The 23,311-nt window shown below is 36.2% G+C and carries 24 protein-coding genes and 4 tRNA genes; 17 read left to right on the forward strand and 11 right to left on the reverse strand.

Annotation, left to right across the window (positions count from 1 at the left end; translation table 11 throughout):
• Positions 1 to 40 precede the first annotated feature (40 nt).
• The 6 genes from tatA (at position 41) to ACFFHK_RS00185 (ending at position 4,479) form a co-directional block, all read left to right on the forward strand.
• On the forward strand, positions 41 to 265 hold the full coding sequence (gene tatA, locus ACFFHK_RS00160; protein WP_382367511.1) for a Sec-independent protein translocase subunit TatA: 225 nt from the start codon (positions 41 to 43) through the stop codon (positions 263 to 265).
• Positions 266 to 267: 2 nt separating this feature from the next.
• Positions 268 to 801: a Sec-independent protein translocase protein TatB gene (gene tatB / locus ACFFHK_RS00165; protein ID WP_382367514.1), complete on the forward strand. Its 534-nt coding sequence runs from the start codon at positions 268 to 270 to the stop codon at positions 799 to 801.
• 25 nt (positions 802 to 826) lie between these two features.
• Positions 827 to 1,558, forward strand: a complete 732-nt coding sequence (gene tatC / locus ACFFHK_RS00170) for a twin-arginine translocase subunit TatC (protein WP_382367517.1) — start codon at positions 827 to 829, stop codon at positions 1,556 to 1,558.
• Between the two features lie 97 nt (positions 1,559 to 1,655).
• Positions 1,656 to 2,669 (forward strand): porphobilinogen synthase, encoded by a 1,014-nt coding sequence (gene hemB, locus ACFFHK_RS00175; protein ID WP_382367520.1) that lies wholly within the window; start codon positions 1,656 to 1,658, stop codon positions 2,667 to 2,669.
• Between the two features lie 4 nt (positions 2,670 to 2,673).
• Positions 2,674 to 3,222, forward strand: a complete 549-nt coding sequence (locus ACFFHK_RS00180) for a uracil-DNA glycosylase (protein WP_382367523.1) — start codon at positions 2,674 to 2,676, stop codon at positions 3,220 to 3,222.
• Between the two features lie 195 nt (positions 3,223 to 3,417).
• The gene (locus tag ACFFHK_RS00185; protein ID WP_382367526.1) at positions 3,418 to 4,479 is read left to right on the forward strand and encodes an NADH:flavin oxidoreductase/NADH oxidase; all 1,062 of its coding nucleotides are present in this window, start codon (positions 3,418 to 3,420) and stop codon (positions 4,477 to 4,479) included.
• 60 nt (positions 4,480 to 4,539) lie between these two features.
• Here ACFFHK_RS00185 and ACFFHK_RS00190 read toward each other — a convergent pair whose 3' ends face one another.
• The 3 genes from ACFFHK_RS00190 to gloA all read right to left on the reverse strand — a co-directional run bounded on the left by ACFFHK_RS00190 (position 4,540) and on the right by gloA (position 7,128).
• The gene (locus ACFFHK_RS00190) at positions 4,540 to 5,898 is read right to left on the reverse strand and encodes a Na+/H+ antiporter family protein (protein WP_382367529.1); all 1,359 of its coding nucleotides are present in this window, start codon (positions 5,896 to 5,898) and stop codon (positions 4,540 to 4,542) included.
• A 55-nt stretch (positions 5,899 to 5,953) separates the two neighbouring features.
• The gene (rnt, locus tag ACFFHK_RS00195) at positions 5,954 to 6,640 is read right to left on the reverse strand and encodes a ribonuclease T (RefSeq protein WP_382367532.1); all 687 of its coding nucleotides are present in this window, start codon (positions 6,638 to 6,640) and stop codon (positions 5,954 to 5,956) included.
• An 80-nt stretch (positions 6,641 to 6,720) separates the two neighbouring features.
• The gene (gene gloA / locus ACFFHK_RS00200) at positions 6,721 to 7,128 is read right to left on the reverse strand and encodes a lactoylglutathione lyase (protein ID WP_382367535.1); all 408 of its coding nucleotides are present in this window, start codon (positions 7,126 to 7,128) and stop codon (positions 6,721 to 6,723) included.
• A 96-nt stretch (positions 7,129 to 7,224) separates the two neighbouring features.
• Here gloA and ACFFHK_RS00205 point away from each other — a divergent pair, with 96 nt between their 5' ends.
• On the forward strand, positions 7,225 to 8,028 hold the full coding sequence (locus ACFFHK_RS00205; protein ID WP_382367538.1) for an HI_1241 family integral membrane domain: 804 nt from the start codon (positions 7,225 to 7,227) through the stop codon (positions 8,026 to 8,028).
• A gap of 2 nt (positions 8,029 to 8,030) precedes the next feature.
• On the opposite strand, the gene ACFFHK_RS00210 is transcribed toward ACFFHK_RS00205, so the two are convergent.
• Entirely contained in the window at positions 8,031 to 8,510 is a 480-nt protein-coding gene (locus ACFFHK_RS00210) for a hypothetical protein (protein ID WP_382367541.1), read from the reverse strand.
• Positions 8,510 to 8,650, reverse strand: a complete 141-nt coding sequence (locus ACFFHK_RS00215; RefSeq protein ID WP_382367544.1) for a hypothetical protein — start codon at positions 8,648 to 8,650, stop codon at positions 8,510 to 8,512. The genes ACFFHK_RS00210 and ACFFHK_RS00215 overlap by 1 nt, the downstream gene beginning before the upstream one ends.
• 175 nt (positions 8,651 to 8,825) lie before the next feature.
• Here ACFFHK_RS00215 and mpl point away from each other — a divergent pair, with 175 nt between their 5' ends.
• Entirely contained in the window at positions 8,826 to 10,202 is a 1,377-nt protein-coding gene (mpl, locus tag ACFFHK_RS00220; RefSeq protein ID WP_382367547.1) for a UDP-N-acetylmuramate:L-alanyl-gamma-D-glutamyl-meso-diaminopimelate ligase, read from the forward strand.
• Between the two features lie 70 nt (positions 10,203 to 10,272).
• On the opposite strand, the gene folD is transcribed toward mpl, so the two are convergent.
• Complete coding sequence (folD, locus tag ACFFHK_RS00225; protein ID WP_382367550.1) at positions 10,273 to 11,136, reverse strand: bifunctional methylenetetrahydrofolate dehydrogenase/methenyltetrahydrofolate cyclohydrolase FolD; 864 nt, start codon at positions 11,134 to 11,136, stop codon at positions 10,273 to 10,275.
• A 168-nt stretch (positions 11,137 to 11,304) separates the two neighbouring features.
• On the opposite strand from folD, the gene ACFFHK_RS00230 reads away from it, so the two are divergent.
• From ACFFHK_RS00230 to ACFFHK_RS00250, 5 genes are all read left to right on the forward strand, one after another.
• Positions 11,305 to 11,381 (forward strand) — tRNA-Pro (locus ACFFHK_RS00230).
• 31 nt (positions 11,382 to 11,412) lie between these two features.
• A tRNA-Arg gene (locus tag ACFFHK_RS00235) sits at positions 11,413 to 11,489 on the forward strand.
• A 159-nt stretch (positions 11,490 to 11,648) separates the two neighbouring features.
• Complete coding sequence (gene udk, locus ACFFHK_RS00240) at positions 11,649 to 12,311, forward strand: uridine kinase (RefSeq protein WP_382367553.1); 663 nt, start codon at positions 11,649 to 11,651, stop codon at positions 12,309 to 12,311.
• Positions 12,312 to 12,326: 15 nt separating this feature from the next.
• On the forward strand, positions 12,327 to 12,908 hold the full coding sequence (gene dcd, locus ACFFHK_RS00245) for a dCTP deaminase (protein WP_382367556.1): 582 nt from the start codon (positions 12,327 to 12,329) through the stop codon (positions 12,906 to 12,908).
• Positions 12,909 to 12,910: 2 nt separating this feature from the next.
• On the forward strand, positions 12,911 to 14,179 hold the full coding sequence (locus ACFFHK_RS00250; protein WP_382367559.1) for a hypothetical protein: 1,269 nt from the start codon (positions 12,911 to 12,913) through the stop codon (positions 14,177 to 14,179).
• Positions 14,180 to 14,233: 54 nt separating this feature from the next.
• Here the strand turns inward: ACFFHK_RS00250 and ACFFHK_RS00255 are convergent.
• Together ACFFHK_RS00255 and ACFFHK_RS00260 are read right to left on the reverse strand one after the other, a co-directional pair.
• Positions 14,234 to 14,310 (reverse strand) — tRNA-Asp (locus tag ACFFHK_RS00255).
• A gap of 26 nt (positions 14,311 to 14,336) precedes the next feature.
• A tRNA-Asp gene (locus ACFFHK_RS00260) sits at positions 14,337 to 14,413 on the reverse strand.
• A gap of 335 nt (positions 14,414 to 14,748) precedes the next feature.
• On the opposite strand from ACFFHK_RS00260, the gene uhpT reads away from it, so the two are divergent.
• From uhpT to ACFFHK_RS00280, 4 genes are all read left to right on the forward strand, one after another.
• Entirely contained in the window at positions 14,749 to 16,143 is a 1,395-nt protein-coding gene (gene uhpT / locus ACFFHK_RS00265; protein WP_382367562.1) for a hexose-6-phosphate:phosphate antiporter UhpT, read from the forward strand.
• Between the two features lie 90 nt (positions 16,144 to 16,233).
• Positions 16,234 to 16,839 (forward strand): response regulator, encoded by a 606-nt coding sequence (locus ACFFHK_RS00270; protein ID WP_382367565.1) that lies wholly within the window; start codon positions 16,234 to 16,236, stop codon positions 16,837 to 16,839.
• A 4-nt stretch (positions 16,840 to 16,843) separates the two neighbouring features.
• Entirely contained in the window at positions 16,844 to 18,352 is a 1,509-nt protein-coding gene (uhpB, locus tag ACFFHK_RS00275) for a signal transduction histidine-protein kinase/phosphatase UhpB (RefSeq protein WP_382367568.1), read from the forward strand.
• Positions 18,353 to 18,354: 2 nt separating this feature from the next.
• Positions 18,355 to 19,626 (forward strand): MFS transporter, encoded by a 1,272-nt coding sequence (locus ACFFHK_RS00280; RefSeq protein ID WP_382367571.1) that lies wholly within the window; start codon positions 18,355 to 18,357, stop codon positions 19,624 to 19,626.
• Positions 19,627 to 20,259: 633 nt separating this feature from the next.
• Here ACFFHK_RS00280 and ACFFHK_RS00285 read toward each other — a convergent pair.
• The 3 genes from ACFFHK_RS00285 to ispG are packed head-to-tail and all read right to left on the reverse strand — an operon-like array spanning position 20,260 to position 23,304.
• Positions 20,260 to 20,877 carry a YfgM family protein gene (locus ACFFHK_RS00285; protein WP_382367574.1) on the reverse strand — a complete coding sequence of 206 codons (618 nt, stop codon included), beginning with the start codon at positions 20,875 to 20,877 and terminating at the stop codon, positions 20,260 to 20,262.
• A gap of 11 nt (positions 20,878 to 20,888) precedes the next feature.
• Positions 20,889 to 22,172 (reverse strand): histidine--tRNA ligase, encoded by a 1,284-nt coding sequence (hisS, locus tag ACFFHK_RS00290; protein ID WP_382367577.1) that lies wholly within the window; start codon positions 22,170 to 22,172, stop codon positions 20,889 to 20,891.
• 16 nt (positions 22,173 to 22,188) lie between these two features.
• The gene (gene ispG, locus ACFFHK_RS00295; RefSeq protein ID WP_382367580.1) at positions 22,189 to 23,304 is read right to left on the reverse strand and encodes a flavodoxin-dependent (E)-4-hydroxy-3-methylbut-2-enyl-diphosphate synthase; all 1,116 of its coding nucleotides are present in this window, start codon (positions 23,302 to 23,304) and stop codon (positions 22,189 to 22,191) included.
• Between the last annotated feature and the right edge of the window lie 7 nt (positions 23,305 to 23,311).

Here is a 23,311-nt window from a genome sequence, read left to right on the forward strand (position 1 = left end):
AGTGTAAGCTAATGAAATTTTTATTTATTGAGGTGTTATTATGGGTGGAATTAGTATTTGGCAATTATTAATTATTGTTTTAATTGTGGTTTTACTTTTCGGAACAAAAAAATTAAAGACCTTAGGTTCAGATCTTGGTGAATCTGTCAAAGGCTTTAAAAAAGCCATGAATGAAGACGAAAAAGATGCTGAATTTAACAAATCTCTTGAATCACAAACCAATTCTACAAGCGAAGTTAAAAACAAAGAGAAAGAGCAGGCATAGCTGTGTTTGATATAGGTTTTTCGGAACTTGTTCTGATTTTTACTATTGGTTTAGTTGTATTAGGGCCACAGCGTTTACCTGTGGCTATTCGTACTGTAGTGAGTTGGATTCGTACATTACGCAATCTTGCAAATAATGTGCAAACAGAACTCGCGCAAGAATTAAAATTACAAGAGCTGCAAGAAAATATTAAAAAAGCTGAGCATCTCAATTTATCAACACTTTCACCAGAGTTGAGCAAAACAGTTGAAGAGTTAAAAGCTTCGGCAGCGAAAATGCAGCAACAGCTCGAGCAGCAAGCTCAAGTCGCACATCAAGCAGCTGATCAATTCACATCATCTGTTAATACGTCTTCTGCAGAAGTATCTGCTGCGGTAGCAAATACAGATATTTTACCTGATGAACAGGCGGAATTAGCAGAAATTGATGAAGAAAAATTAATTCTAGAACAGCATGATGATGATCTTGCTACTTATGATCCAATGACTATTGCTGAGCCAGCGAATATTACCAATAAAGAGAAAAAAGAGTCATAATTGTCGTTATCAATGAGGGAAGTCTATGCCGAATGTTGATGAATCCCAACCCTTAATTACCCATTTAGTCGAATTACGCAATCGCATTTTAAAAAGTTTTGTATGTGTGTTGATTGTGTTTGTCGCATTAGTTTATTTTGCAAATGATATTTATCATATTGTTTCAGAACCTTTAATTAAGGAGTTACCGCATAACTCGACCATGATTGCAACCAATATTGTTGCACCATTTTTTACGCCAATAAAATTAACCGCAATAACGGCAATTTTTTTATCTGTTCCTTATATTTTGTATCAAGTCTGGGCATTCATCGCGCCAGCGTTATATAAGCATGAAAAACGTCTAATTTATCCGCTATTGGTTTCCAGTACATTATTGTTTTATGTAGGGGTGGCATTTGCCTATTATGTGGTTTTTCCACTTGTGTTCTCATTTTTAACCAAAACTGCCCCTGAAAGTGTGGCGATTGCAACAGATATTAGTAGTTATTTGGATTTTGTATTAACGTTATTTTTAGCGTTTGGTATCTGTTTTGAAGTACCTGTTGCCATTATTTTATTATGTTGGAGTGGGGTGGTGAGTGTTTCTGGTTTAAAAGAGAAACGTCCCTATATTTTAGTTGGGGCATTTGTTATTGGAATGTTGTTAACCCCACCAGATATTTTTTCTCAAACATTGCTTGCTGTACCAATGTATCTTTTATTTGAAGTCGGCGTGTTATTTGCTCGCTTCTATCAAGCAAAAGAAGAAGAGTAAATTCATTATTTTGCAATCATTTTAGGAGGAAACCGCCATATTTTGGCGGTTTCTACCTTATAAGAAAATAACGAAAGTAAAAATAAGGAAGATAATTATGACTCAACAAATTTTTTCAGAATTTCCTGTACGCAGAATGCGTAGAATGCGCAAACAAGACTTTAGTCGCCGTTTAATGGCAGAAAATAAATTGAGTGTAGATGATTTAATTTATCCTGTATTTGTAATTGAGGGCGAAAATCAACGTGAAGCGGTGCCATCTATGCCGGGTGTAGAACGCTTAACCATTGATCAGTTACTAATTGAGGCGGGAGAATTAGTGAAATATGGCGTACCAATGATTGCTTTATTCCCAGTAGTACCACAAGAGAAAAAATCATTAATGGCAGAGGAAGCTTATAATCCACAAGGTTTAGCGCAACGAGCAGTACGCGCATTAAAACAGGCTTATCCAGAATTAGGCGTAATGACAGATGTCGCATTAGATCCTTTTACGACTCATGGGCAAGATGGCATTATTGATGAAACAGGTTATGTCTTAAACGACGTTACAACGGAAGTATTGGTAAAACAAGCACTTTCCCATGCGCAAGCAGGCGCGGACGTGGTCGCACCAAGCGACATGATGGACGGGCGTATTGGTGCTATTCGTCGTGAACTGGAAGCAAAAGGGTTTATTAATACCTTAATTATGGCGTATTCAGCAAAATATGCGTCTAGTTTTTATGGTCCTTTCCGTGATGCAGTTGGTTCTTCTGCAAATCTTAAAGGAGGAAATAAATTTACTTATCAGCTTGATCCTGCAAATAGCGATGAAGGGTTACAAGAAGTAGGCTTAGATCTGCAAGAGGGGGCAGATATGGTGATGGTAAAACCAGGTATGCCATATTTAGATGTGGTGTGGCGAGTGAAACAACATTTCGGTGTACCAACGTTTGCGTATCAAGTATCGGGTGAATATGCGATGCAGATGGCTGCAATTCAAAATGGTTGGTTGAAAGAAAAAGAATGTATTATTGAGGGGTTACTCTGCTTTAAACGTGCTGGTGCAGATGGTATTTTGACTTATTTTGCTAAGCAAGTGGCGCAGTGGTTAGCTGAAGAACAGTAAAATCATGACAATCGAGTTAAGCATTCAAGCGTTACAAGCAGCGCTACAGCAACAATTTCCACAACAGCAACTGACGTCTGGCTGGGGCAACCAACAAGCAGAAATCCTGTTTATTGGTGATGCGCCAGGCAAAGATGAGCGAGAAAAAGGACCTTTTGCGGGAACAAGTGGCAAATTCTTTGATCAAATGCTGAACTCGATTGGCTTAGTGAGGGAAAATATTTATTTAACCAATGTAGTTAAATTTCGTCCTGAACAGCGAGAGCCTAATAAATATGAAATTGCGGCATTCTGTGAGTTGTTGCAGGCAGAAATCGCCTTGGTAAAACCTAAAATTATCGTTCCTTTTGGAAGAATTGCGTTATCGGTGTTTTTACCCGATCTCAAAATTAGCGAAATACACGGGCAAGTATTTTCTTTAACCAGAGGAGATAATTCATTTTTATTATTGCCAATGTACCACCCAGCGGCAGCGATGCATAATGGAAAAATCCGCCCAATGCTGCAACAAGATTTTCTCACCTTGGGCGAGGTATGGAATGAGTTAGATTAAGGATTGTCTTCACTATGTCATTGCGAGTTACATATTACTCACTTTATTTCTGAATGCCTGTTTTTCTCAATCGCACCCTATCCTATCAAGACTTTGGTATACAATAACAATCATATCAATAAGAGAAATATATTAATTTCTTAATGTATAATAACGGACGTTACTATTTTATTGGTTATTTTTAAGGAGTCCTAAATGGCAAAGTTTCGTTATTTTACTCAACCATTCACCATTAAAAATCTAACATTACGTAATCGCATTGTAATGCCACCTATGTGCCAATATAGCGCTGTTGATGGCGTACCTAACGATTGGCATTTTGTACACTATACATCACGAGCTGTTGGGGGCGTAGGGTTAATTATTGTGGAAATGACTAATGTTGCACCTAATGGACGGATTACGCCGCATTGCTTAGGGTTATGGAACGATCAACAACGTGATGCGTTTAAGCGTATTGTTGATGCCGTTCATGCACAAGGTGCTAAAATTGGTATTCAGATTGGTCATGCTGGACGTAAAGCACAGGATTGTGATGATGTCGTTGCGCCTTCAGCGATCCATTATGGCGATTTGGATTACCCTGGACAAAATTTAAAAACACCACGGGAATTAAGCAAAGCTGAAATTCAAGAGATTATCCAAGCATTCCAAGACTCAGTCAAAAGAGCGGTGGAAGCAGGCTTTGATTTAATTGAATTACATGGAGCTCACGGTTATTTAATCCATCAATTCTATTCAGCAAAATCTAATCAACGGCAAGATGAATATGGGCAAGATAGAATGTTATTTGGTGAGCGAGTTATCAATGCTGCTAAAGCCGTAATGCCAGAAGAGATGCCGTTAGTTATCCGTATCTCTGCACAAGAATATTCTACAAATGGATTTGATAGTGATTATGGTGTTGAAGTGGCGAAACGCTTCGCTGCTGCTGGGGTAGATATGATTCATGTGAGCGGTGGTGGTAATGGTGCATTGGCTGAGGGTAAACACCCACAATTTGCTGCTGGTTATCAAGTTTACTTAGCGCACAAAGTAAAACAAGCAACGAATTTACCCGTGATTGCTGTTGGAATGTTAGATGATCCTGCCTTAGCAGATTTTGTAATTGGTAGTGGTGATGCGGATTTAGTTGCTGTTGGTAGAGGGTTATTGCGAGATCCTTATTGGGTATTAAATGCACAATATGAGCAAAATGCGAGTGATAGTACGCCAATGAATGATATTCCTCGCCAATATCAGCGTGGTTTCGCCTAGTTTGAAGCAGTAAAAAATGGCTACCAGAAATGGTAGCCATTTTTTTATCTTCAGAGAAGATTACAAGACCATTGCTGCAATCCAACCAAAGATAATTAATGGAATATTGTAATGGATAAATGTTGGCACAACAGAATCCCAAATATGGTCGTGTTTTCCATCTATATTTAACCCAGATGTTGGACCTAATGTTGAGTCAGAAGCAGGTGATCCTGCATCACCTAACGCCGCAGAAACGCCAATAATTGCTGCGGTAGCTAATGGAGAGAAGCCAAAGCTAATACAAATTGGTACATAAATAGAGGCGATAATTGGCACAGTGGAGAAAGATGAACCAATACCCATTGTGATAAATAAACCAATTAATAACATTAAAAAGACGGCTAAACCTTTATTGTCTGGACCGATGGTATTACTAAATGATTGAACAAGTTCAGTTACTCCACCTGTTTCATTAATCACTTTGGCAAAACCAGAAGCCGCAATCATTACAAAACCAATCATTGCCATTAAACGTAAACCCTGTTGGAAAACATCATTGCTTTCTTTTAATTTAAAAATACCGCCGACAGCGAAGATAATTAAACCAACTAATCCACCAACAATCGTTGAGTTGGTGAAAAGTTGTAGCGTAAAGGCAGCGATAATTGCAAAAATACTAATCCAAATATGAAATGGTTTAATCGTTGCGATGCGTTGTTGTAAATCATCAGAAGTGGGTTCACTTGAATGAACAATATATTCTCTTGGTTTACGATAACTGATAAATATTGCTGTTAATAAACCAATTACCATACCAATAACAGGAATTACCATAGCAAGTGAAACTTGAGCAGTAGACGTTTGCAAACCAAATTGTGCACCAGCCTCATTAATATTTTTAACTAAGACATTTTCAATAAAGATTTTACCGAAACCGACAGGTAACAGCATGTAAGTTGCGGTTAAACCAAAAGTGAGTACACAAGCGACTGCACGACGATCCACTTTTAATTTATTCAGGATACTGAGTAGAGGAGGAACGACAATCGGAATAAAGGCAATATGGACAGGTAATAAATTTTGTGAAGAAATAGAAAATGCTAATAAGATAGCTAGTAATAAATATTTAAACCAGACAAGTGTGCGATGGCTTGGAGTGTGCCCTAAACGTGAAATCACTTTGTAAGCTAATAAATCGGTGATACCTGATTTAGAAATCGCAACAGCAAAAGCCCCTAACACAGCATAGTTCATCGCAACAGATGAACCGCCACCTAATCCATCAGTGAATACTGAAACGGTTTTATTAAGATCTAATCCGCCAACTAAGCCAGCTGTAAGCGCTGAAATAATTAGCGCAATCACCACGTTGATGCGCATTAAACTCAACGCAAGCAACACGAGAATTGAGATAACAACTTCGTTGCTAAATAACATAGTAAAGTTCCTTAAATAAATGTTGTGATGCGAAAAGTGAAATAATCTATAAAAATTAGAGATTTGTCGAGCAATTTTTCTCATCTAATCGTATAGGTGGGAAAAGGTTTGCTTGTTTTAATTTATTTACCATTAGACAGAATAATTCCGCTGTTTTTTCTGTGTCGTATAACGCAGAATGTGCCTTACTTGGTTCGAAAGGTATTCCTGCTGTATCGCAAGCGGTGCGTAATACAGTTTGCCCAAACATAAATCCTGCTAAAGTAGCGGTATCAAACGTAGCAAATGGGTGAAATGGATTTCGTTTGATACCACTTCGATTAATCGCCGCCATGAGAAAGTTATAATCAAACATGGCGTTATGCGCGACTAAAATAGAACGTTTGCATTCTGCCGCTTTTTGCCCGCGACGTACCATTTGGAAAAACTCAGTCAGAGCTGTGAGTTCGTCAACAGCTTGACGTTCAGGATCATTAGGATTAATGCCGTTTACTTTCAATGAGTTAGGATCAATATTCGCCCCTTCAAATAACTGAATATGAAAATGGCATTTCTCATCGGGTAATAGAATTCCTTCCTCATTCATTTTTACCGTTACTGCAGCAAGTTCCAATAAACCATCGGTTTGGTGATTAAGCCCAGATGTTTCTACATCAATAATAACGGGGAAATAACCTCGGAAACGGTGTTTGAGAAGATGATAATTAACTGGCTCAGATGATTGTTCCGTTGTTTGATTCACATCAAGTTCCTGATAAAAAGGTTAAAATAATCACTCCTCATTAATGTGATGAGGAGTGAGATCTATACAGAGATTAAGGTTTATTGTCCTAAACCTGCTTTTGCGCTTTTATTTTCAATAAATTCAATTTTATAGCCATCAGGATCTTCAATAAAAGCAATCACTGTCGTTCCACCTTTTACTGGTCCTGGTTCACGAGTAACTTTACCACCAGCCGCTTTTACTGCATCACAGGTTGCATAAATATCATCTACACCAATAGCAAGATGTCCAAATGCAGATCCTAAATCATATTCAGATACACCCCAGTTATAAGTAAGCTCAATAACAGCGGTTTTATCCTCATCATCATAACCAACAAATGCCAATGAATATTTATATTCAGGATTTTCGCTGCGACGTAAAACACGCATACCTAAGATTTCTGTATAGAATTTAATAGAGCGTTCAAGATCACCGACACGTAACATTGTATGTAATAAACGCATATTTCCTCCTACGAAAAATGAAATTTAAAGAAAAAACCTATTGATTATGCCATAATGTGAGACATAAATCACAATTTTTATCAAGGCTAGGAGATTATGTCTGATCATCAACAATCAAAAAGAAACGTGATAGCCCTTTCTATTTTACCAATCGTACTCCTTTTTTTAGCTGAATATATTTTATTATTGGCAAAACCATTTGGTCAGTCGATTATTTCACATCTAACAATAGCAGTACTTTCAGCTCAGTTGATTTGTCAGATTATTTTTTTATGTGGTGAAATTTGTAACGGACAGCGTAGTCGATTGAGCTATTGGAATCTTTATTTTCTTATTTTTTGGGGAGGGTGGCTATTACTGACTTGTTTTCAGGTGAAAGTTTATTTACCAATTCGTTTAGCATATGCTTGTGGTGCAATATTAACGTTAACAACTTGGCGTCAACCAAAAGAAGAGCAATTAAGGCGAGGCATTTTGTGGTTAGGAATGATTGCTGGAGGGATAGGGCTATTATTGGCATTGATTCCTTTATTTTTATTACCAATGACAGAAAGCTTAACTTTTAATCCTTTGTTACAGCTTGTATTTTGTATTGGCTTGGCTTATTGGGGATTATTAGTTTCTCGCAATCGCTTAGATAGATTAATCGATTTATTGCCTTATTTTACTTTAATAGCATTAGTGGCTAGCAGTGTTTTTGTGCTGGTGAGTCTTTCAATATTGTATTTAGATCAACAAATTTTATCGTGGAAGCCATTTAACATTTCTTGTTATTTTATTACTCATCTATTTTTATTAGTCATTTGGGGATATTCAATTTTTAAAAAGACGAAGATGAATTATTGGCTATTATTGGTAGGGACGGGATTATCAGGATTTTCACCAATCTGGCTATTTTAGGTCTATTTAGAAATGATACTACCATCATCAAATTGAATAAGCTTAACGATCAATTTAACTTTAATGTTAGAGGCATTGTTGGTAAAAAGTTTTTTGCTGAGCTTATTCATTTCTGTTTCAGGTAAAAGCGTCGATAAGTAATACTTTTGTGCTGGTTGTAAGATATTAAATTGATTAAATTTTAATTCAATAAATCGTGTATCAATAATACGATTGTTGAAAATATATACCGCATACCAATCAATTTGTTGAATTGGTTTATTTGATTGATTCTGAATTAAATAAGTGGTTGAAAAAGATAGGTTCCCCTCATTTTCACGTTGCATATTTTGTGAAATGATCTTGATGTCTGCAATTTTTGCAAGCGGTCTATTGTTATTAGTTGGACTATTTAAAGCTTGAGAAGAAGCCTTTGCAAATGTGAATGTATTGCAACTAAAAAAAGTAATGAAAATGCCTAGTGTTAATATTATGATTCGCATTAGAATATCATCTGACTGACTGACTGACTGACTGACTGACTGACTGACTGACTGACTGACTGACTGACTGACTGACTGACTGACTGACTGACTGACTGACTGACTGACTGACTGACTGACTGACTGACTGTTTCATTCATAATCCAATCCTAGTAACTAAAAATTTTGCATTACTACAATACAATTTGCAAAGTTTATGATATAGGAAAATTTACCATTATTATAGTAATAAAAAGAGGGAAATGTGATGGTACAGTATAAATTTTTGAAAAGAAAGATTTTACATTAATAAATCATAAGTAATATGAGGTTGTAATGAAAATAGGTAAAAAACATATTCATATTCTAGGGGTTTGTGGGACCTTTATGGGAGGGTTAGCTATTTTAGCTCGTGAAATGGGCTATAAAGTTACAGGATCAGATGTGAATGTTTATCCACCAATGAGTACTTTTTTGCAAAAGAGTGGTATTGATATTATTCCAAATTATGATGTGTCTCAGTTGCAGCCAGCTCCCGATCTTGTGATTATTGGTAATGCAATGAAACGAGGTAATCCTTGTGTAGAATATGTGTTAGATAATAATTTACCGTATATGTCTGGTCCACAATGGTTGCATGATCATCTATTACGCGATCGTTGGGTATTAGCTGTATCAGGAACGCATGGTAAAACAACGACAACAGGAATGCTAACATGGATTTTAGAACAGGCAGGATTAGCACCAGGATTTTTAATTGGAGGGATATCGGGTAATTTTGGTATTTCAGCTCGATTAGGTAAATCACCTTTTTTTGTAATTGAAGCAGATGAATACGATACAGCGTTCTTTGATAAGCGTTCTAAATTTATTCATTACAATCCAAAAACTTTAATTATCAATAATATCGGATTTGATCATGCTGATATTTTTGATGATCTCACTGCTATTCAGCGTCAATTTCATCATATGATTAGAACCATTCCAGCTAAAGGTCGTATTCTTGCTTTTGCAGATGAAGGAACTGTAAAGGAAACATTAGCAATGGGGTGCTGGAGCGAACAACAATTTATTGGTAAAGATAAGGAATGGTATGCTCAACGCTTATGCAATGATTGTACTGAATTTGAAGTCTTCCATAACCAACAAAAAGTAGCCGAAGTGAAATGGAATATTGTTGGTCAACATAATATGTTTAATGCGCTAATGGCAATCGCTGCGGCTTATCATGCGGGGGTAAGTATTGAAAGTGCTTGTAAAGCACTAGCGACCTTTGTGAATGCTAACCGCCGTTTAGAAGTTAAAGGTGAAGTAAAAGGGATAACCGTTTACGATGATTTTGCACATCACCCCGTTGAAATAGCAGCAACATTAGCAGCTTTACGAGATAAAGTTGGTGGTGGCGTACGTATTTTAGCTGTGTTAGAACCTCGTTCAAATACGATGAAAATGGGCGTACATACTAAAGAATTAGCACCATCACTGGTCAGAGCGGATTATGTTTTTTTATTACAACCAGATAATTTGCCATGGGAAGTGGTAGAAATAGCAAATCAGTGTGTACAACCTGCATCTTGGTCTGCTGATATTGATTTATTAGTTGATAAAATTGTGGAAGAAGCAAAACCAACAGATCAGATTTTAGTGATGAGTAATGGGAGTTTTGGCGGAATTCATCAAAAGATTTTGACTAAATTAAAAGCTAAATTATAAAACAAAAATATCTAGTTACTAATAACTAGATATTTTTGAGTAAAATAATTAGTACTATAACGCAGGTAAGTTACTTTTCAGTAATACTTAAATGTTGGTGATAAGCAAGAAGCGTATTTTCCATAAGCATTGCAACAGTCATTGGTCCCACGCCACCTGGAACAGGTGTAATGTAGGAAGCTCGTTGTTGTGCCGTTTCAAATACAATATCGCCAACAACTTTGCCATCAATACGATTAATTCCTACATCAATAACGATTGAGCCAGGTTTAACCCATTCACCTGGAATTAAATGAGGTTTTCCTACTGCAACAACTAAAATGTCCGCTTGCCCAACAAGTTCGGCTAAATTTTGAGTAAAGCGGTGGGTTACTGTAACGGTACAACCTGCTAATAAAAGCTCCATTGCCATAGGTCTGCCTACAATATTTGATGCACCAACGATAACTGCGTGTTGCCCATGTAAATCAACACCTGTTGTCTCGAGAAGTTTCATAATCCCATAAGGTGTACAAGCTCTCAAGGTTGGAATACGTTGACATAAACGACCTACATTATATGGGTGGAAGCCATCAACATCTTTATCTGGTGCAATTTGCTCAATGACTTTTACGCTACTAATGTGTTTTGGTAGAGGTAATTGTACTAAAATACCATCAATACTATCATCTTGATTTAATTGATCTATTAATGATAAAAGCTCTTGTTCTGAAATAGTTTCAGGGAGATTAAATGATTTTGATTGAATTCCCACTTCAAGACAACTTTTACGCTTATTTTCGACATAAATTTGTGAAGCAGGATTTTCGCCAACTAAGATCACGGCAAGTCCTGGTGAACGATGACCTCGCTCTACAATAGCTTGAATTTTTTCCTGAAGTTCTGCTTTGATTGATTTGGCTAAGGCACTACCAGAGAGAGTTTGTGCTTGCATTGATTTCTCCATATAGATTAGATGATGTTGTTGTGTAAAATCACTGTGAGATTTTCTCAAAAAAAAGCCCCTTTGATAAGGGTATGGATTAATTTTAAGCGGTTATTTTCAAAATTTAAAAAAGTGATTGACGGAAAAGAAATAAAAATTATAATGCACAACATATGTCGGCGAGTAGCGCAGCTTGGTAGCGCAACTGGTTTGGGACCAGTGGGTCGTAGGTTCAAATCCTATCTCGCCGACCATTTTTTTATCTTCATTATATCTCATTCCTATGCGCCCTTAGCTCAGCTGGATAGAGCAACGGCCTTCTAAGCCGTAGGTCATTGGTTCGAATCCAATAGGGCGTGCCATTAGAATTTATTTGTAGTTATTTTCTTATTATCACTTTCTCTTTTTAGCTCAAAATTCTTGAAAAAAAAGAAAATTTATCTTCTTTCGGCGGTTGTGATGACTAGTTAGCTTCTTTATAATAAGCAGAATTTTATCTAGTTAATTAGCGAAACGACGTTATGCCACAAATCAATTACCCATTAACAGAAGAACCATCAATTATTATTGGGATTGCTGGTGCCTCAGCTTCAGGGAAAAGTTTAATTGCTTCAACGATTTATAAAGAACTATGTGAAGAGTTGGGCTGTGAAGAAATTGGTATTATCTCTGAAGATTCTTATTATAAAGATCAAAGCCATTTAGATTTTGAAACACGGACAAAAACAAATTATGACCACCCAAACTCAATGGATCGTGAGTTATTATTAGCACATTTGCGAGCATTAAAAGTGGGGAAAGCAGTTGATATTCCAGAATATAGTTATGTTGAGCATACTCGTACTGGAAATACACGTCATTTTGAACCCAAAAAAGTGATCATTTTGGAAGGGATCTTATTATTAACTGATGAACGTATTCGTGATGAACTGAACGTTTCAATTTTTGTTGACGCTCCATTGGATATTTGTTTTATCCGTCGTTTAAAGCGAGACATGGAGGAGCGTGGCAGAACGATGGATTCTGTGGTGGAACAATATCGTAAAACAGTACGTCCAATGTTTTTCCAATTTATTGAGCCTTCAAAACAGTATGCAGATATTATTGTGCCTCGCGGTGGTAAAAATCGAATAGCCATTAATATCTTAAAAGCACAAATTTTACAGTTATTGCGTAAAAAATAATGTAAAGGTGAACTGATGAGATTATGTGATGTTGATATTGAACGTTATTTAGATGAAGGGAAAATTGTTTTATCGCCACGTCCAGATAACAGCAAAATTAATGGCGCAACGGTTGATGTACGTTTAGGTAATTCTTTTCGTGTATTTCGTGATCATTCTGCGGCGTATATCGATTTAAGTGGTCCGAAAGAAGCCGTATCAGCACAGCTTGATCAAGTAATGAGTGAAGAAATTATTATTGCAGATGGCGAACCATTCTTTTTACACCCAGGTGTATTAGCATTAGCGAGTACTTATGAATCAGTGAAATTACCAAGCAATATTATTGGCTGGCTAGATGGGCGTTCTTCACTTGCGCGATTAGGGTTAATGGTGCACGTAACGGCACATCGAATTGATCCAGGTTGGGAAGGCAGAATTGTATTAGAGTTTTACAACTCGGGTAAGTTACCGTTAGCACTTCGCCCGAAAATGGTAATTGGCGCATTAAGTTTTGAAGTTTTAAGTGGTGAAGCAAAACGACCATATAATAGCCGTTTAGATGCAAAATATAAAAATCAGCAGGGCGCAGTAGCAAGTAAAATTAATGAGGATTGATAATGAAGAAATGGTGGGTAATTGGTATTATTCTTGTTATCCTCGTTGCAGGGGGGATAATACGAAATCAAGTAATTAAAATTACCCAAAACATTACTCAACGTTTATCTTCTGATTATGCAATTCATTTACAACCACAAGATTTTGTGGTGTCTTATTTCCCTCTTTCAGTACAAATTAAAAATGTGAATTATCAACGGGAACAATGGCAAGTATCCGCTGACAAAATTATTTTTAAGTTAAATTATCTTGGCTGGTTATCAAATAATCAATGGCTTAAACAGATACAAATTATCAATGGCGAAATAAAACAATTAGATCAGACTTATTTAGATAAAGTTAGACTTACTATAGAAACCAACGGGGAGTTAACGCACACACAAAACATCACGTTAATTCATGCTGAAACACCTCAATTCACAATGCTACAAGGGCAATTTTCGTTACAACAGCGAGAAGATGTGCCGTTTTTATTACAACAACTGAAATTACAAGGGCAATTACGAGAAGCAATAGCTCAAAGGCAAAATATTGATATAGCGGTCGATTCAATAGCGATTGATCATAGACAATCTACTTTGAATCTTAAAGCGGAGCGTGTAATTTTTAATCAATTCCAAATGCCAGAATTTGTTTTGCGTCGAGGAGGAGATCAAACTTCCTATTTATTTGGGTTATCAGATGGAGTGTTACAGATTACACAACAAAAAATAGATGAGCAAAAAACAGCATGGACGTTACAAGGAGAAAGGGTTCCCGCAATATTTTTTTCGACAATCTTGGGCTATTCTCCTGTGATTGAGGGAAGGCTTGATGTGCAAGGGCGAGCATTACAATTCCAGAATACGTTATCTGATGCTGAATTCAATTTTACTAGTGTAAGTAAAGGAAAATTTAAAGGGATTAATGTATTAGGCTTGTTGGGGAATGCTTTACCATTTCCGATTGCAGGATTTGAGCAAGATATGCAAGATACGGAGTTTGAGCATATTGCAGGGCAATTACAAGGCAATTCACGACAATGGCATTTACAGCAAGCAGAAATTATACTTCATGGTGCCCGTTTATTAGGACGAGGTAAAATTTATCCATCTACTGCACAATGTGATTGGCAATTTGCAATTCAACCTACTAAACGAGAATATACACAATACCATTTAAATTTAGATCTAGATGGGAATTGTTTCTCACCAACATATCGTATTCGTTTAGATGATACTATCAAAAATAAATTGAAATTGAAGTTAAATGAGTTATTAAACAAATTCTAAAAAAGTCAAAAATATAAGTTGATGAAATATTAGAAGAAATTAAGTGAAATAAATTGGCGGAACGGACGGGACTCGAACCCGCGACCCCCTGCGTGACAGGCAGGTATTCTAACCAGCTGAACTACCGCTCCGCAATAGGAGAATATTTTTTATGAAGTGGCGGAACGGACGGGACTCGAACCCGCGACCCCCTGCGTGACAGGCAGGTATTCTAACCAGCTGAACTACCGCTCCGCATTTCGTGGCGTGAATAATAATATCGTTCCGAAATATCGTCAACTTCTTTTTCGTAAAAATTGCTTAATTGGTGAATTGATAAGCTAAATGATGGCAGTTTCCTTTTCTTTACAAAAATATAGCCTTGCTTTATTGATGTTAGGGGGCTTTTTACACCAATAAATTTAGATTTATTTTGCTCGCAAAAAAGTGATTTACATCACAAAAATAGATGAAAAATAACAAAACTAAGAAAAATTCCTATTTTTTCTAAAGTATCTTCTCAAGGCATATCTTCTTTGTTTGATTAAGATTAACCAGTCTTATTTAGTTAAAATATTAGGGAAATTTTTATGCTTAGTTTTTTGCAAGAAGTTAGAAAACCAGTATTAGATCTTTCAGTCGAAGAAAGACGTAAAATGTGGTTTAAACCATTTATGCAATCTTATTTAGTGGTATTTATTGGCTATATGGCAATGTACTTGATTCGTAAGAATTTTAATATTGCGCAAAACGATATGATTGAAACTTATGGTTTAACTAAAACTGAATTAGGAATGATTGGTTTAGGTTTTTCAGTTGCTTACGGAATTGGAAAAACGGTTGTCTCTTATTATGCTGATGGGAAAAATACTAAACAATTTGTGCCGTTTATGTTGATTTTGTCTGCTATTTGTATGCTTGGCTTTAGTGCAAGTATGGGTGGTGGTAGCGTTGCACTCTTTTTAATGATTGCATTTTATGCTTTAAGTGGTTTTTTCCAAAGTACAGGCGGATCGTCTAGTTATTCTACTATCACTAAATGGACTCCGCGTAAGAAAAGAGGCACATTCTTAGGTTTCTGGAATTTATCCCATAATGTCGGTGGTGCTGCAGCTGCGGGCGTTGCGCTATTTGGGGCAAATGTGATTTTTAATGGTCATGTAGTAGGAATGTTTATCTTCCCATCAATTATCGCTTTGGTTATTGGTTTTGTTGGTTTGCGATATGGTTCAGATTCACCAGAGGCTTATGGTTTAGGTAAAGCAGAAGAACTCTTTGGGGAAGAAATTAGTGAAGAAGATAAAACCGCAGAGGAACAACAACTCTCTAAATGGCAAATTTTTGTACAATATATTCTCAAAAATAAAGTTATTTGGTTGTTATGTTTTGCCAATATTTTCTTGTATATCGTACGGATTGGAATTGACCAATGGTCGCCAGTCTATGCTTATCAAGAGCTAGGTTTCTCAAAAGACGCAGCCATTTCTGGGTTTGCTTTATTTGAGGTTGGCGCATTAGTAGGAACATTTTTGTGGGGTTATCTTTCTGATTTAGCCAATGGGCGCCGTGGTTTAACAGCGTGTGTTGCCTTGATCCTTATTGTCTTTACCTTAGAGTTTTATCAATTTGCTACCAATGAATATATGTATCTTACTGCATTATTTGTATTAGGTTTTTTAGTGTTTGGTCCACAATTATTAATTGGCGTTGCTGCTGTAGGTTTTGTACCTAAGAAAGCGATTGCTGTAGCAGATGGTGTAAAAGGGACATTTGCATATTTAATTGGAGATAGTTTTGCTAAATTGGGGATTGGTATGATTGCAGATGGAACACCAATTTTTGGCTTAACAGGTTGGTCTGGAACATTCGCGGCGCTCAATACCTCGGCATTGATGTGTATGGCACTACTGGCATTTGTTGCGATAGCTGAAGAGAAAAAGATAAGGAAGTTAAAAAAATTATCAATCATTACAGACATTAAATAATAAAACTCGAAATATGCGGTGAAATGAATTACCGCATATTTTTTGTCTTGGTGTAGAATATGCGCCTTTTAGTTAAATGAGATAGTGGGCATGATTGATATTGTATTAGTCGATGATCATGTGATTGTACGTTCTGGATTTGCGCAATTATTATCCCTTGAATCAGATATTCGCGTTGTTGGTGAATTTGGTTCGGTCAAAGAAACACGTTTAGGGTTACCGCGATTAAAACCGCATATTTGTATTATTGATATTTCCATGCCTGATGAAAGTGGATTAGCGCTTTTAAAAGATATTCCTAGTAAGATTCATTGTATTATGTTGAGTGTGAATGATTCAGAGGTGATGGTAAAAAAAGCATTAGAATTAGGCGCAAAAGGGTATTTAAGTAAGCGTTGTAGCCCAGAGGCATTAGTTCAAGCAGTGAGAACGGTTTATGCGGGTGGAGTTTATTTAATGCCAGAATTAACATTGAAATTAATAGCACCTAAAAGGTCGCATAATATACTTGAACTGACCAAAAGAGAACGTGAAATTTGTGAATTATTAGTATCAGGGTTAGATGCTAAGGAAATTGCTGAAAAATTAAAGTTGAGTTTTAAAACAGTTCATGTTCATCGAGCAAATGCAATGAGTAAGTTAAATGTGAAAAATAATGTAGAACTGGTCAATTTATTCAATCAACAAGTTATATAATTTAATGAAAACGCTATTTACGCTTATTTATAGCTGGTTTTTAATTGTCTGTACTTACTTTTGTATGTGGGTAATCTCAGATTATTTTCTTGGCAATTCTCTTATAGCTTTTTTATTTTTTCCATTTGCGTTGCGAGTCGGTATTTTAATTCATAGTGTACAGCGATATTGGAGTGCCGTTTATTTGGCAGAGTACAGTGTTCTATTCCTACTAATCTTTGCTTATCCAGAGAATAATTATTTTATTATTGTGCTGTTGAGTATAATAAGTTTTCCCATTTTAATAGTATTTCAGAAATATTATGTGGGTAGTGAGTTTAGGCGGTTATTATTACAATTAGGATTAATTATTGGATTAAGTGGACTTAATGGGTTGTTATTTTTTACTGAACCATTTTATTTTACTTTTTTAATTAGTTTTTCATCGGGAGTTTTATTAATTCCAGCTTGTTATCTCATTAGTAGTTTTCTCTTTGGAACACACTGGTTGCCATTAACAGCGGCATTAGTGAACAAACCAGTAATTCTAAGAAGTAAACATATTTTTATTTATATTTTTCTCTTTATACTTAATATTGTAATCCAAACTACATTGCCAGAAAGTTTTAACCATTTTGCTTTATTTTATCTGTCAATCCCAATTATCTTGTTAGCTTTTCGATATGGTTGGCAGGGAGCACTATTAGGTACACTTTTAAATAGTATTGCATTAATGGGAACCGCACATAGTTTTTCTAATGCGGAAATTACGGATTTATTATTAACTTTATCGGCTCAAACGATAACAGGTGTTTTTTTAGGATTAGGTATTCAACATCAACGTGATCTTAATTACAGTTTATCCCTTGAGTTAGCAAAAAATAAATATTTAACTCGACAATTAATTAATGCAGAAGAGGCAATTCGGAAAGATATTTCTCGAGAACTACATGATGAAATTGGACAAAATATTACTGCAATTCGTACACAAGCTAATATTTTAAAAAAGATTAGTCATTCACTACCGCAAGAAAGAATAGCCAATATTATTGAACAACTTTCATTGAATATTTATGACACAATGAAAGGATTATTGAATCGTATTCGCCCTCGTTTATTAGATGATTTGGATTTACAGCAAGCAATTCAAAATTTATTTACTGAACTAGACTTTATAAGTCATGGTATTACAGTGAAGTTTCATTGGCAAAATAAAGAAAAAATTACCTTAGACCATGTGTTGGAAATTACCCTTTATCGACTATGCCAAGAGAGTTTAACGAATATTGTTAAATATTCTCAAGCGACTCAAGTATCAATTCAAATGATAATTAATGAAAATATTACATTGATTATTCAAGATAATGGTATTGGTTTTGATAAAAGTATTATTGCTGATACAGGATTTGGTATTCGAGGTATGCAAGAACGAGTGAGTATGTTAGGTGGAGAATTTATACTTACATCTGTTATGCAAAAACAAAATGTTGAGCAGCAAGGTACAACAATTAAGGTTATTTTACCAAGAGTCTAATTATGTTTGTGAAAGATAATCAGCAAGATCAGCTATATCATTATTGGCGTATTCATTTAATGTTGGCGATGTATATTGGTTATGCAGGTTTTTATTTCACCCGAAAAAGTTTTAATTACGCTGTTCCTGCATTAATTACTGATTTAGGAATTGATAAAAGTGATATTGGACTAATGACAACCTTATTTTATATCACTTATGGGGTATCTAAGTTTATTTCAGGCGTATTCTCAGATCGATCTAATCCTCGCTACTTTATGTCAATAGGCTTAATTCTTACAGGTGTAACAAATATCTTTTTTGGTTTATCAAACTCGTTATTTATGTTTGTAAGTTTGTGGGTTTTGAATGCGTGGTTTCAGGGGTGGGGTTGGCCTGCTTGCTCAAAATTATTAACTACTTGGTATTCACGAACGGAACGGGGATTGTGGTGGTCGGTTTGGAATACAGCACATAATGTAGGTGGTGCATTGATCCCACTGATTATTGGCTATTTAACTTTACATTATAGTTGGCGATATGGGTTTGTTACCGCAGGTATTAGCGCAATTTTAATTGGTATTTTACTTTTTTTGCGATTACGGGATACACCAGAATCAATGGGATTGCCTAGTGTTGGGAGATGGCGTCATGACCAATTAGAATTGGCACAAGAAAGAGAGGGAGTAAATCTCACTTGGCGACGAATTTTGCAACGCTATGTTTTCTTTAATAAATATATTTGGTTATTGGCATTAAGTTATACGTTAGTCTATGTTGTGCGTACAGCAATTAATGATTGGGGTAATATCTATTTAACAGAGAAATATCATTACGATATTGTATTAGCAAATAGTATCCTTTCTCTTTTTGAAATAGGCGGCTTTGTTGGTTCGCTAGTTGCTGGTTGGGGATCTGATCGGTTATTTTCCAGTAATCGAGGACCAATGGCATTGTTATTTGCAATCGGTATTTTCTGTTCTATTTTAGCTTTATGGGTGATGTCGCAAGATAAAATTATCCTACAATGCGCGGTATTTTTTTCAATAGGCTTTTTTGTCTTTGGTCCACAGATGTTAATTGGTATGGCTGCAGCAGAATGCTCACATAAGAAAACAGCGGGTGCTGCAACTGGTTTTGTGGGGTTATTTGCTTATCTAGGTGCAGCGTTAGCAGGCTATCCATTAGCGTTAATTATGCAATATTTCCATTGGAATGGCTTCTTTATTGTTATTACGTGTTCTGCTTCAGTGATCGCCTTATTGTTATTGCCATTTTTGAGATTGCAGAATTAGAATGTGGGATATAAAAATCTAGTAAAATTTATAATAAAAATTTGACTATCAATGAAACTTAAATTTGTAGAAAATTATTTTAGGTGAAAAAAGTGGATTTAGAAAATTACTATCATGGTGCAGAAGTTCTTATTTTATTTATTTAAATGATAAGTTTCACAAAGTATTCTAATGCCATTTGGACGATTGTTAGCAAGTTCTGAGGGAAGGGAGTAAAACTCGTTAGCTAGATTAGCGAAGACATAATGAAATCGCTTTAACTTTGCCCTCTTCGAGCGTTTTTTATTGTAGTTTTAGAGCGTAGTTTTTACTGTGTTCTGTGTTGTTAACCTATTGCTTTTTATGCTGATATTATTTATAGTAGTTAGGAATTGCCTAGCAACAGTGGCTGCTGTTGCTAGGACTTAGTTCAGTTACTAATAAGCGTTTGTACTAATCGCCATTAGTAAGATGAACAGGATTATTAGTTGAAAATGTTGCATAATCCTAATTCCTTTTTTAAGCCCCACTCTACACAGCGTGGGGTTTGCTGTTTCTAGCCCCTTGCTAGAGATATGCTTGTAAAATATAAAGAGTAAGAAGTTTCTTTATAAAAAAAACCGCTGTTTAGCGGTTTTTTTATAGATCAATCAATTACAAATTATTCAACTGAACTTGTAGCCATTGTGCTTCTAATGGATTAGCCGTAGCAAGTGCAGTTTCAAAGGCTTTTTTGGCATCATCTTTTTTACCCATAGCAACATAAATTTCACCCATTAACATGGATTTACGTCCTTGCCATGCTTGTTCAGAAACTTTGTTAAGTGTCGATAATGCCTTATCGAATTGTTTTAACTGAGTTTGGACACTAGCAAGACGTAAGGAAATTAATGAAGCTAATGCTACATCTTTGGTATTGGCTAAAGCTTGATTTAATGCGGTTGCCGCTTGTTCCCATTGTTTCGCATCGACTAAACTTTTCGCTTTATCCAATAATAAGAAAGTTGCATAAGTATTATTTGGGTTTTCTTGGATAAATTGAGTCAGTTGTGGATTATCTGCAGTTGGGTTTGTTTGTGCTGTCGCTAAAATTTGGCTAAAGTTTGCGGAAGATTGGTGAATTTTATTGAGCTGATAACTTTGCCAATAACGCCAACCAAATACACCAGCAATAGCAAGAATCACGGCAAGAATAATTACCTTACCGTTTTCTTTCCACCACTGTTTAACCTCTTCGATTTGTAGTTGTTCATCACTTGTTGTATAAGCCACAATAGTTCTCCTTAATGAGATGAGTAAAATGGGGTTAAATAATTGATCAATTCAGACATAGGGAGAGTAACTTGTTCTACACCACTGAGAAGATCTTTAATAACAACTTGTTGTTGAGCAATTTCGTCTTCACCTAGAATAATAGCGAATTTTGCACCTGATTTATCTGCTCGTTTAAATTGTTTTTTGAAATTACCGCCACTGCAATGGAGTAAAACTTTGCAGTGTGGAAAGGCAGTGCGCAGTTGATCAGCAATGGTTAATGCAGGTAATGTGGTATTTTCGCCTTGATGTACCAAGTAAATATCGACATTAGCATTAACAGGTAGATCCGCAACAACTTCTTGGATTAATAATACTAAACGTTCTAAGCCCATCGCAAACCCAACTGCTGGTGTAGCATGACCACCGAGTTGTTCAACTAATCCATCATAACGTCCACCACCACAGATGGTGCCTTGTGCACCTAATGCTGTGGTTACCCATTCAAAAACAGTTTTATTGTAGTAATCTAAACCACGCACTAATTTTTGATTGATTTCATAGGCGATACCGTATTGGTCAAGAATAGCACAAAGGGTCTGGAAATGCTGGCGAGAATCATCATCTAAATAGTCGTGCAATTTCGGTGCATCATTTAACACCTCTTGTACTCTCGCATCTTTGCTATCTAAGATGCGTAAAGGATTTGTGGTTAAACGACGTTTGCTATCTTCATCTAACGCATCATAATGTCCTTGTAAGTATTCAACTAAAGCAGCACGATAATTTTTGCGAGCTTCTAAAGAACCAATAGAGTTTAATTGGAGGTGTACATGATCAGCAATACCTAAATCTTGCCACAGTTTTGCCGTCATAATAATGAGTTCAGCATCAATTAATGGATTAGCGATACCAAAAACTTCTACTCCAACTTGATGGAATTGACGATAACGCCCTTTTTGTGGACGTTCATAACGGAACATTGGTCCGATATACCATAAACGTTGTTCTTGGTTATAAAGTAGTCCGTGTTCAATACCCGCTCGTACACAACCAGCTGTTCCTTCTGGGCGTAGCGTTAAACTCTCTTCATCACGATCGTTGAAAGTAAACATTTCTTTTTCAACGACATCGGTTACCTCACCAATCGCACGTGCGAATAGGGGAGTGGATTCCACAATAGGCATACGAATTTCAGCATAGCCATAACTACTTAAACGCTGTTTTACTTTACTTTCTACCCATTGCCATAACGGTGTATCGCTAGGGAGATAATCATTCATTCCTCGAATTGCTTGAATTGTTTTTGCCACGTTTTATTCCTATTAATTAAATCTGTTCTATTTTAATTTGATTTTTGGGATCTAAAGCACTGACTCTGGCACGAATCTGCGCTTCTAATTGGTCGATTAATTGATCGTTATCGAAACGTTCTTTTTGCCGTTCGCCTGAAATATAGAAACCACTTTTCTTATTACCGCCCGTTACACCAATATCAGAAACTAATGCTTCTCCTGGTCCATTTACAACGCAGCCAATAATGGAAACGTCCATTGGTGTAATGATATCTTCTAGACGTTGTTCTAGCGCATTGACTGTTGCAATCACATCAAATTCTTGACGTGAGCAAGTTGGGCAAGCGATAAAATTAATTCCACGAGAACGAATCCGCAAAGATTTAAGAATATCAAAACCAACCTTAATCTCTTCCACAGGATCGGCTGCTAATGAAACGCGTAAGGTATCACCAATCCCTTCAGCAAGCAACATACCTAAACCGATGGCACTTTTTACTGAACCAGCCCTTGCACCACCTGCTTCTGTAATACCAAGATGTAGCGGTTGTTCAATTTGTTTTGCCAATAAACGGTAAGCTTCAACCGCTAAGAAAACATCAGATGCTTTCACACTGACTTTAAATTGATCAAAGTTTAAACGATCTAAAATATCCACATGGCGGAGTGCCGATTCTAGTAGAGCTTCTGGTGTTGGTTCACCATATTTTTCTTGTAAATCACGTTCTAGTGAGCCTGCATTGACACCGATCCGAATAGGAATATTTTTATCTCTTGCACAATCGACTACCGCACGAATTCGATCTTCTCGCCCAATATTGCCAGGATTAATGCGTAAGCAATCTACGCCATATTCTGCGACTTTGAGTGCAATGCGATAATCAAAATGAATATCAGCCACCAACGGAATATTTACTTGTTGTTTAATCAATTTAAAGCCTTCGGCAGCGTCCATGGTTGGTACAGATACACGGACAATATCTGCACCTACTCGTTCTAATGCTTTAATTTGTGCCACAGTGGCTTCGACATCTGTAGTACGAGTGTTTGTCATTGATTGAACAGCAATCGGTGCACCATCACCAATAGGTACATTACCAACATAAATACGAGTAGATTTTCTACGTTGAATTGGAGATTGTTTTAACATAGCTATT

This window comes from Gallibacterium trehalosifermentans (assembly GCF_042433055.1).
GTDB lineage: Bacteria > Pseudomonadota > Gammaproteobacteria > Enterobacterales > Pasteurellaceae > Gallibacterium > Gallibacterium trehalosifermentans.